Source organism: Pseudomonas sp. Van50, from assembly GCF_055390755.1.
Genome location: NZ_AP024343.1, coordinates 617,629 through 628,939 on the forward strand (window position 1 = coordinate 617,629; position 11,311 = coordinate 628,939).

5 protein-coding genes are annotated in these 11,311 nt (G+C 62.1%); 2 read left to right on the top strand and 3 right to left on the bottom strand.

From position 1 onward, the window contains the following. Positions 1-10: 10 nt before the first annotated feature. The 3 genes from ACZ5M5_RS02670 to aceE form a co-directional block, all read right to left on the bottom strand. Complete coding sequence (locus ACZ5M5_RS02670; protein WP_464738549.1) at positions 11-1,402, bottom strand: alkaline phosphatase D family protein; 1,392 nt, start codon at positions 1,400-1,402, stop codon at positions 11-13. A 375-nt stretch (positions 1,403-1,777) separates the two neighbouring features. Beyond that, on the bottom strand, positions 1,778-3,418 hold the full coding sequence (gene aceF, locus ACZ5M5_RS02675) for a dihydrolipoyllysine-residue acetyltransferase (protein ID WP_464738550.1): 1,641 nt from the start codon (positions 3,416-3,418) through the stop codon (positions 1,778-1,780). A gap of 11 nt (positions 3,419-3,429) precedes the next feature. Next, entirely contained in the window at positions 3,430-6,075 is a 2,646-nt protein-coding gene (aceE, locus tag ACZ5M5_RS02680; protein WP_060739476.1) for a pyruvate dehydrogenase (acetyl-transferring), homodimeric type, read from the bottom strand. 382 nt (positions 6,076-6,457) lie between these two features. Between aceE and glnE the strand changes: the two genes are divergently transcribed. Further along, on the top strand, positions 6,458-9,409 hold the full coding sequence (glnE, locus tag ACZ5M5_RS02685; protein WP_464738551.1) for a bifunctional [glutamate--ammonia ligase]-adenylyl-L-tyrosine phosphorylase/[glutamate--ammonia-ligase] adenylyltransferase: 2,952 nt from the start codon (positions 6,458-6,460) through the stop codon (positions 9,407-9,409). Between the two features lie 866 nt (positions 9,410-10,275). Next, entirely contained in the window at positions 10,276-11,310 is a 1,035-nt protein-coding gene (gene waaF, locus ACZ5M5_RS02690; protein ID WP_060739474.1) for a lipopolysaccharide heptosyltransferase II, read from the top strand. Position 11,311: the final 1 nt, after the last annotated feature.

An 11,311-nucleotide genomic window follows, 5' to 3' on the forward strand; every position in this document is an offset into this window, starting at 1 on the left:
GCATGGAAGTTCATCGCAGCGCAATATCGATCGTCTGCAAGGGCTCGCCGTCACGGTCGTGGAAGGTGACGTGAAGGCTCTGCGCCGTGACCTGCAGGCGGGCGAAGTTGTCCTGGCTCACCACTTCGCTGGTCAGTTCATAGCGGTACTCACCGCTGTCCGTGCGGGCCATGGGCTTGTGGAAAATAAAATCCGCGGCTTTTGCAAAAGGCAGCAATTTACTGTTGTAGAACGGCGAGGAAACGACGGTGTTGACCTCGAAATCAGGATCCTGCGTGTGACGCAGGCGGCTGGTCATGGAACCGTGGACGTCGCCCGAGATGAACACCACGTTTTTGATCCGATGGCGGCGGATGGTTTCCAACAGGCGCAGGCGTTGTTCCGGGAAGGCCTGCCAGGCATCGCCGTCATTGCGCTGGCTGTCAGGGAAAAACATCACGCTGGTGACGACGAGCTTGACCCGGGCGGGGCTGCTGACGAGCCATTCGAGCAGGGATTGTTCCTGGTCCGCGTCGAGGATGCGCCGATCGTTCGCCGAGAGGTTGCGTTGCGTCCGGCTGTCGGTGACGAACCAGTGGATATCGCCATGGGCAAAGGTGTACCAGTAGCGGGTCAGCGGCTTGTTCAATGTTCCGTCGCTCGACAGTTCATGGGCGGGCCCATGGCTGGCCTGGTAAAGCCCATAAGCGCTCATGGCATTGGCATACAGGACGTCGTCGTGGCCGGTTTTCCTGGCGGGCCAGTTGTCTTCGATTTCATGGTCGTCGAGGATCATGTAGGTCGGCGTGCCAGACATCAGCTTGCTGATGTGCGGCTGGTTAAATACCGTTCGGTATCTGAAGAGAATGTGTTTATAGCTTCGGTCCGGGCCGATGATATTCAAGTCATCGAGATAAACCTGGTCTCCGGTCATCAACACCGCGCTGATCGGCGGGTCGGCCTGTTCGACGATGCGATTGATGCCGGCAAAGGTGCGATCCCCCAGGCTGGGAAGTAACGGGGTGCTGGCGGCGATCCGCAAGTAGCGACATGAGCCCACGATATAAGCCCGTGGCGCATCGGGTTTGTCGGCCGGCGTGTGCAAGCAATAGGTGTTCCGAGGCCATTGCAGTGGCAGCTCCTGAATGGTTTCCACGGTATGGGTCGGGCTCAAGGGGCTGAGCCAGCCGGCCTGGTATTCGTAGGCGGTGTCGGGTTGAAGGTCTTTCAGCACGATGACATCGGACATGTCGCGGTAGGCCTTCAATTGGACAAAGTGCCCTTTTGACCAGCGCGTGTCCCCTCGGCGCCGGTGTCGGATACCGGCGAATACCCGGTTGTTGCCGTGATCGCCCCGCAGGAATATCCGGGCGTGGTCAGTGGTCGTGTGCCCGACAATGGGGCCGACGGTAGGTTTGAACATATTCGAATCCATTCGAAGTTTTAGTCGGTGGGTGCCAGCATCAAGTGGCCTTGGCGGTGTTGATGCTAAAGCCCGGCGCGCCATAAATATCGACGGGGAAGGGGGCGCAAGTTGTGGGCAATGACCAACAGGTGGTGTAGTCATTTAAAACTTGCTGGGTAGGAAATACCGCTATCGCGAGCAAGCTCGCTCCCACAGGAGCACCGCAAATCCACTGTGGGAGCGAGCTTGCTCGCGATGAGGCCGCCACATCCATGCACATGGCTTGAATGCCAGGTAAAAAAAGCCCCGCCAAACGGACGGGGTTGAGGTACGAGCGTGGCGCTCGGAAAACGGTGTTCCGAATGGCCCTCCCCAAGGGAGGGCCGCCCGGTGTTACAGCAGGATGGTGCGGATGTCGCCCAGCAAGTCGCTCAAGCGCTTGGTGAAGCGTGCAGCGGCGGCACCGTTGATCACACGGTGATCGTAGGACAGCGACAGTGGCAGCATCAGCTTCGGCTGGAAGGCCTTACCGTCCCAGACTGGCTGGATGGTGGCCTTGGAAACACCCAGGATCGCCACTTCCGGCGCGTTGACGATCGGCGTGAAGCCGGTGCCGCCAATGTGGCCGAGGCTGGAGATGGTGAAGCAGGCGCCCTGCATGTCGTCGGCGGTGAGCTTCTTGTTCCGGGCTTTTTCGGCCAGGGCAGCGGCTTCGCCAGCCAGTTGCAGCAAGCTCTTCTGGTCGACGTTGCGGATGACCGGTACCAGCAGGCCTTCCGGGGTGTCGACGGCAAAGCCGATGTGCACGTATTTCTTGCGGATCACAGCCTTGCCGCTTGGGGCCAGGGAGCTGTTGAAGTCCGGCAGTTCCTTGAGCAGGTGCGCACAAGCCTTGAGCAGCAGTGGCAGCACGGTCAGCTTCACGCCGGCCTTTTCCGCCACGGCTTTCTGCGCGACGCGGAAAGCTTCCAGCTCGGTGATATCGGCCTGGTCGAACTGAGTCACGTGTGGAATGTTCAGCCAACTGCGGTGCAGGCTCGACGCGCCGATCTGCATCAGGCGAGTCATGGCCACTTCTTCGGTTTCACCGAAGCGGCTGAAGTCCACTGCCGGGATCGGCGGGATGCCCGCGCCGCCGGTGGCGCCTTCGGCCGGTGCGTTCTTGGCCTTCTGCATCATGGCCTTGACGTAGGCTTGCACGTCTTCCTTGAGCACACGACCGTGCGGGCCGCTTGGGCCAACGGCCGACAGCTCGACACCGAATTCCCGGGCCAGCTGACGCACCGCCGGGCCGGCGTGCACCTTGGCACCGCTTGGCGCAGGCGCCGCGGCGACAGGAGCAGGCGCTGCTTCGGCCTTGGCGGCAGGCGCGGCGGCAGGCGCTGGAGCTGCTTCAGCCTTGGCGGCAGGTGCAGCGGTCGGGGCTGGCGCGGCTGGTGCCGAGGCACCCGCCACTTTGAGCTTCAGGATCAGGTCGCCGGTGCCGACTTCGTCTTCCAGCTTGATCTCGACGCTTTCCACCACACCGGCGGCCGGCGACGGGATTTCCATGCTGGCCTTGTCGGATTCCAAGGTGATCAGCGACTGGTCGGCTTCGACGGTGTCGCCGACCTTGACCAGCACTTCGATGATCTTGGCCTTGCCCGACGAACCGATGTCCGGGACATGAATGTCCTGGACCGTGGCCGCGGCAGGGGCGGCTGCCGGAGCGGGAGCCGCTTCGGCAACTGGTGCGGCGGCAGGCTTTTCAGCCGCGGCCGGGGCAGCAGCGGGAGCGGCCGCTTCAGGCGCCGCAGCGGCGCCCTCGACTTCCAGTTCCAGCAGTTCGTCGCCTTCTTTCAGGCGGTCGCCCAGCTTCACTTTCAGGCTCTTGATGACACCGGCCTTCGGCGCAGGCACTTCCATGCTGGCCTTGTCCGATTCAAGCGTCAGGATGCTCTGGTCGGCTTCGATACGGTCGCCGACCTTCACAAACAGTTCAATTACTTCACCTTCACCGCTGCCGATGTCAGGTACGCGAATGAGTTCGCTCACGAAAATTCTCCTCAGCAGTCCAGTGGGTTGCGTTTTTCCGGATCGATGCCGAACTTGGCGATGGCTTCGGCCACCACTTTAGGTTCGATATCGCCACGGTCAGCCAGGGCTTCCAGGGCTGCCAACACAACGAACTTACGGTCGACTTCGAAGAAGTGACGCAGCTTCTTGCGACTGTCGCTACGGCCGAAACCGTCGGTGCCCAGCACTTTGAATTCCTTGGAAGGAACCCACTGGCGGATCTGCTCGGCGAACAGCTTCATGTAGTCGGTAGAGGCGATGACCGGACCTTTGCGGCCGTTCAGGCACTCTTCGACGTAGCTCAGCTTTGGCTTCTGGCCAGGGTGCAGGCGGTTGCTGCGCTCTACGGCCAGGCCGTCGCGACGCAGTTCGTTGAAGCTGGTGACGCTCCAGACGTCGGCGCCGACGTTGAACTCTTCACGCAGGATCTTCGCTGCCTCGCGCACTTCGCGCAGGATGGTGCCCGAGCCCATCAACTGGACGTGGTGCGCCGCTTCGCGGGTGTCTTCCTCGAGCAGGTACATGCCCTTGACGATGCCTGCCTCGACACCGGCCGGCATGGCTGGCTGCTGGTAGGACTCGTTCATCACGGTGATGTAGTAGAAGACGTCCTGTTGCTCTTCGGTCATCTTCTTCATGCCGTCCTGGATGATCACCGCCAGCTCGTAGCCGTAGGTCGGATCATAGGTGCGGCAGTTCGGGATGGTCCCGGCCAGCATGTGGCTGTGGCCGTCTTCGTGCTGCAGGCCTTCGCCGTTCAGCGTGGTGCGGCCGGCGGTGCCGCCGATCAGGAAACCACGGGTACGGCTGTCGCCAGCGGCCCAGGCCAGGTCGCCAATACGCTGGAAGCCGAACATCGAGTAGAAGATGTAGAACGGCAGCATCGGCTGGTTGTGGCTGGAGTACGAAGTACCGGCGGCAATGAAGGAGCTCATGGCGCCCGCTTCGTTGATGCCTTCTTCGAGGATCTGGCCCTTCTTGTCTTCGCGGTAGAACATCACCTGGTCTTTATCGACTGGCTCGTAGAGCTGGCCGACGGACGAGTAGATGCCCAACTGACGGAACATGCCTTCCATACCGAAGGTACGGGCTTCGTCCGGGATGATCGGGACGATGCGCTGGCCGATTTCCTTGTCCTTGACCAATTGCGCGAGGATCCGCACGAAGGCCATGGTGGTGGAGATTTCACGGTCGCCCGAACCGTCCAGGATCGCCTTGAGGGTCTCCAGTGGCGGGGTCGGGACGCTGAAGCTCTTGGCGCGGCGCTGGGGCACGAAACCGCCCAGTGCGGCACGGCGCTCGGCCAGGTAACGGGCTTCGGCGCTGCCTTCTTCGGGCTTGAAGAACGGCAGGTTTTCCAGCTCGCTGTCCTTGACCGGAATGTCGAAGCGGTCGCGGAACAACTTCAGGCTGTCGACATCGACTTTCTTGGTGTTGTGCGCAGTGTTCTTCGCTTCGCCGGCACCGGTGCCATAACCCTTGATGGTCTTGGCCAGGATGACGGTCGGCTGTTCTTTGTGATTGACCGCCTGGTGGTACGCCGCGTAGACCTTGTACGGGTCGTGGCCGCCACGGTTGAGTTTCCAGATCTCGTCGTCGGACAGATCGGCAACCATGGCCTTGAGTTCAGGCGAGTTGAAGAAGTGCTCGCGGACGAACGCGCCGTCCTTGGCCTTGTAGTTCTGGTACTCGCCGTCGATGACTTCGTCCATGCGGCGTTGCAGGATGCCGTCGACGTCCTTGGCCAGCAGTGGGTCCCAGAAGCGGCCCCAGATGACTTTGTTGACGTTCCACTGGGCACCACGGAACACGCCTTCGAGTTCCTGGATGATCTTGGCGTTGCCGCGAACCGGGCCGTCGAGGCGCTGCAGGTTGCAGTTGATGACGAAGATCAGGTTGTCCAGCTTCTCGCGGCCGGCCAGGGAGATCGCGCCCAGGGATTCCGGCTCGTCGCACTCGCCGTCGCCCATGAAGCACCAGACTTTCTGCTTGCCTGGCTGGATGAAACCGCGGGCTTCCAGGTACTTCATGAAGCGCGCCTGGTAGATCGCCTGGATCGGGCCCAGGCCCATGGACACGGTCGGGAACTGCCAGAAGTCCGGCATCAGCCAAGGGTGCGGGTACGAGGACAGGCCGTTGCCGTCCACTTCCTGGCGGAAGTTGTTCATCTGGTCTTCGGTGATGCGGCCTTCCATGAACGCACGGGCGTAGACGCCTGGCGATGCGTGACCCTGGAAGTAGATCAGGTCGCCGCCGTGTTCGTCGGTCGGGGCCTGGAAGAAGTAGTTGAAGCCGATGTCATACAGCGTCGCGCTGGAGGCGAAGCTGGAGATGTGACCGCCCAGGTCAGAATCTTTCAGGTTGGTACGCATGACCATGGCCAACGCGTTCCAGCGTACCAGCGAGCGAATGCGGCGTTCCATGAACAGGTCGCCAGGCATGCGTGCTTCGTGGGTAACGGGGATCGTGTTGCGGTACGGCGTGGTGATGGCGTAGGGCAGTTGCGAGCCGCTGCGGGTCGCGAGTTCGCCCATACGGGTCATCAGATAATGAGCACGGTCTTCGCCTTCTTTGTCGAGAACCGATTCCAGGGCGTCCAGCCATTCCTGGGTTTCGACGGGATCGAGGTCTTGCATGGCTTGCTCCAGGGCGGAAAGGCTACCAGAATCGGTTGCCTGAGTTTGCGACTGGCCTTGTGGGCAGACGATATAAATTCTTGGATTGCCGAAGGTTGTTTCGGCGGCGTGTAGTTTTACTACAAATCGTCGGCCGTTTCAGCCTTTCGAATGTATAGACGAGTAGTAAAACTACACATGAGCGGCGTATGGCCCCTCATTTCGTTGTGAGAATAATCGTTACTGTTGGTCTTTAGCCAACTCGAACAGGTAAAAACTTGATGCCGGCTGCCAATAAAATCAGATTTTCAGCTATTTATCATCTTTGTTCGACAGTCGATCAGGTAGTGTCTTCTGAAAAAACACTACATCCAGCCTCTCCCGCGCCGATCAAGGATAGACCATGAGCCTGCCTTCGCTTGCCCCAATACCGGAAATGGTACCGGCCATTCTCCAGTCATTGGTCAACCGTGCCGAGCAGTCGTTCCGTGCGGCGGTCGCCTCCCTCGACGACGATCGCGGGCTGTCGGCCTGGACCCCGCAACGCTGGGAAGCGTTCAGCCGTATTGCCGCCGCCAGCGACTTTGTCATCGAGCAGAGTGTCCGTGACCCGGCGATGCTGCTGGAGCTGGTACGCAGCGGCGAGCTGGACCGCAGCCTGGCGCCCGGTGAAATGCGCGCGCAGATTGCCGCCGCCGTGCAGGCCGCCGAAACCGAAGACGAACTGGGTCGCGTCCTGCGCCGCCAGCGTACCCGCCAGCAGGTACGGATCATCTGGCGCGACCTGAACCGTCAGGCCGATCTGGTCCAGACCTGTCGCGATCTTTCGGACATGGCCGACACCTGCATCGACCAGGCTTACCACTGGTTGTACCAGCGCCTCAGCCAGCAATTCGGTACGCCCACCGGACGGCGCAGCGGCGAGCCGCAGCAGATGGTCATCCTGGGCATGGGCAAGCTGGGTGCCGTGGAGCTGAACCTGTCGTCGGACATCGACCTGATCTTCGCCTACCCCGAGGGCGGCGAAACCGTGGGCGTCAAGCGGCCGCTGGATAACCAGGAATTTTTCATCCGTGTCGGCCAGCGCCTGATCAAGGCCCTGGACCCGATGACCGTCGACGGCTTCGTGTTCCGCGTCGACATGCGCCTGCGCCCCTACGGCTCGGCCGGTGCGCTGGTGCTGAGCTTCAATGCCCTGGAGCAGTATTACCAGGACCAGGGGCGCGACTGGGAGCGCTACGCCATGATCAAGGCGCGGGTGGTGGCGGGCGACCAGGTCGCCGGCGCGCAATTGCTCGACATGCTGCGCCCGTTCGTCTATCGGCGTTACCTGGATTTTTCCGCCATCGAAGCGCTGCGCACCATGAAGCAACTGATCCAGCAGGAGGTGCGGCGCAAGGGCATGGCCGACAACATCAAGCTGGGCTCGGGCGGCATTCGCGAGGTGGAGTTCATTGCCCAGGCGTTCCAACTGATCCATGGCGGTCGGGACTTGAGCTTGCAGCAGCGCCCGCTGCTCAAAGTGTTGAGCACCCTGGAGGGCCAGGGGTACCTGCCGGCCAAGGTGATCGACGAGCTGCGCCAGGGCTATGAGTTCCTGCGCTATACCGAGCATGCGATCCAGGCCATCGCCGACCGCCAGACCCAGATGCTCCCGGACAGCCCGCAGGATCAGGCACGCATTGCATTCATGCTGGGGTTCGCCGACTGGTCGGCCTTTCACGAGCAGTTGATGTACTGGCGCGGGCGCGTGGCCTGGCATTTCGGCCAGGTCATCGCCGACCCGGATGAAGAAGAGGGCGGTGAAAGCGAAGTGGTGGTGGGCGGCGAATGGTTGCCATTGTGGGAAGACAGCCAGGATGAAGGGGCGGCGTGCCGTCAGTTGGAAGAGGGCGGCTTCAGCGATGCGCCCAAAGCCCTCAAGGCCCTGGCCGCCCTGCGCGCCAGCCCGCAATTGCGCGCCATGCAGCGCTTGGGGCGCGAGCGCCTGGATGCATTCATTCCTCGCCTGCTGGCCCAGGCCGTGGAGCATGCCGATCCGGACCTGGTGCTGGAGCGGGTACTGCCCTTGGTGGAGGCCGTGGCCCGCCGTTCGGCCTACCTGGTGTTGTTGACGGAAAACCCCGGCGCCCTGCGGCGCTTGCTGACGCTGTGCGCGGCGAGCCCGTGGATTGCTGAGCAAATCACCCGTTTCCCGTTGCTGCTCGATGAGTTGCTCAACGAGGGGCGGCTGTTCAAGCCGCCCCTGGCGCCGGAGTTGGCCGCGGAGTTGCGTGAGCGCCTGACGCGCATTCCCGAGGATGACCTGGAGCAGCAAATGGAGGCGTTGCGGCATTTCAAGCTGGCGCACCGCTTGCGGGTGGCGGCTTCGGAAATCGCCGGCAGCCTGCCGCTGATGAAGGTCAGCGATTACCTGACCTGGCTGGCCGAGGCGATTCTCGAGCAAGTGCTGGCCCTGGCCTGGCGCCAGACGGCCGCCAAGCACGGCGTGCCATTGCGCACCGACGGCAGCCTGTGTGATCCGGGCTTCATTATTGTCGGTTATGGGAAAGTCGGCGGCCTGGAATTGGGGCATGGTTCCGACCTGGACCTGGTGTTCATCCACGATGGCGACCCGCAGGCGGAAACCGACGGCCCGAAACCCATCGATGGCGCGCAGTTCTTTACCCGGCTCGGTCAGCGGATCATTCACCTGCTGACGGCCCAGACCAACTCCGGGCAGCTGTATGAAGTGGACATGCGCCTGCGGCCTTCCGGGGCGTCGGGGCTGCTGGTCAGCTCCCTCGGGGCGTTTGCCCGTTACCAGGAGAACGAAGCCTGGACCTGGGAGCATCAGGCGCTGGTGCGAGCCCGTGTGCTGGTGGGCAGCCAGGATGTGGGCCAAGCGTTCGAGAAGGTCCGCGTCCAGATACTGGGACGCAAGCGTGACTTGCCGACGCTGCGCCAGGAAGTCAGCGAGATGCGTGCCAAGATGCGCGACAACCTTGGCAGCAAGGCCACCGCCGCCGGGACCGCGGCGAATGCCTTCGAGGCCACGGCGCCCTTCGACCTCAAGCAGGACGCCGGAGGTATCGTCGATATTGAATTTATGGTGCAATACGCGGCCCTGGCGTGGTCCCAAGAGCATCCATCGCTGGTGCGTTACACCGATAACATCCGCATCCTGGACGGGTTGCAAGAGCTCGGGTTGATGCCGGCCGAAGATGCCACGCTGTTGCGCGAAGCCTACAAAGCCTACCGCTCCGCCGCCCACCGCCAGGCCTTGCAGAAAGATGCCGGGGTGATCGCAGGCGACCAGTTCGTGGATGAGCGTCGGCAGGTATTGCGGATCTGGCGGGAGCTGGGGCTGAGCTGAAGCTTTAAATGTGGGAGCGAGCTTGCTCGCGATAGCGGAGTGTCAGGCGACATTGATGTTGGATGTGATGGCCTCTTCGCGAGCAAGCTCGCTCCCACAGTGGATTTGGGGTGCTGCACGGTATCAAACCTATGCAGGCCCCTTGTGGGAGCGAGCCTGCTCGCGATAGCGGAGTGTCAGGCGACATTGATGTTGGATGTGATGGCCTCTTCGCGAGCAAGCTCGCTCCCACAGTGGATTTGGGGTGCTGCACGGTATTGAAACCTATGCAGGCCCCTTGTGGGAGCGAGCTTGCTCGCGATAGCGGAATGTCAGGCGACATTGATGTCGGATGTGATGGCCTGATCGCGAGCAGGCTCGCTCCCACAGTGGATTTGGGGTGCTGCACGGTATTGAAACCTATGCAGGCCCCTTGTGGGAGCGAGCTTGCTCGCGATAGCGGAGTGTCAGGCGACATTGATGTTGGATGTGATGGCCTCTTCGCGAGCAAGCTCGCTCCCACAGTGGATTTGGGGTGCTGCACGGTATTGAAACCTATGCAGGCCCCTTGTGGGAGCGAGCTTGCTCGCGATAGCGGAGTGTCAGGCGACATTGATGTCGGATGTGATGGCCTGATCGCGAGCAAGCTCGCTCCCACAGTGGATTTGGGGTGCTGCACGGTACTTGAAGCCTATGCAGGCCCCTTGTGGGAGCGAGCTTGCTCGCGATAGCGGAATGTCAGGCGACATGGATGTTGAATGTTATGGCCCTATCCCGAGCAAGCTTGCTCCCACAGTTGTAGATTAGGGCAACAGGCAACGACCTAAGCCACAGTGATTCTCGAGGCGGGGAGGCGTAGGCCTCCCCGTATCGTTTTTGGAAAGCACATGAATATTCTGATCGTTGGGCCCAGTTGGGTCGGTGACATGGTAATGGCGCAGACACTGTTCCAGTGCCTGAAGCAGCGTCACCCGCAGTGCGAAATCGATGTCCTGGCCCCCGAGTGGAGCCGGCCGATCCTGGAGCGCATGCCCGAAGTGCGCAAGGCCTTGAGCTTCCCGCTCGGCCACGGCGTGCTGGAGCTGGCGACCCGTCGACGCATCGGCAAATCCCTGGCCGGTCAGTACGACCAGGCGATCCTGTTGCCCAATTCCTTGAAATCGGCGCTGGTGCCGTTCTTCGCCGGTATCCCCAAGCGCACCGGTTGGCGTGGCGAGTTTCGCTACGGCCTGCTCAACGACGTGCGCGCCCTGGATAAAGACCGTTACCCGCTGATGATCGAACGTTTCATGGCCCTGGCCTACGCGCCGGGAGCCGAGTTGCCCAAGCCGTACCCGCGGCCGAGCCTGCGGATCGACCCGGTGACCCGTGACGCGGCGCTGGCCAAGTTCGGCCTGAGCCTGGACCGTCCGGTGCTGGCCCTGTGTCCTGGGGCCGAGTTCGGTGAGTCCAAGCGCTGGCCGGCGGAGCATTACGCCCAGGTGGCCGAGGCGAAGATTCGCGACGGCTGGCAAGTCTGGCTGTTCGGCTCGAAAAAAGATCACCCCGTGGGCGAGGACATCCGCTCGCGGTTGATCCCGGGCCTTCGGGAAGAGTCGGTGAACCTCAGTGGCGACACGTCCCTGGCCGAGGCCATCGACCTGCTGTCCTGCGCCGATTCGGTGGTGTCCAACGACTCGGGCCTGATGCACGTGGCCGCAGCCCTTAACCGTCCCTTGGTGGCGGTCTACGGTTCCACCTCGCCAGGCTTCACGCCGCCGCTGGCCGACCAGGTCGAAGTCGTGCGCCTGGGCATCGAATGCAGCCCGTGTTTCGACCGCACCTGCCGTTTCGGCCATTACAATTGCCTGCGCCAGCTCATGCCACCGTCGGTGAACGAGGCCCTGGAGCGTTTGCAGGGCACACCCGTGGAGGTTCGGTAAC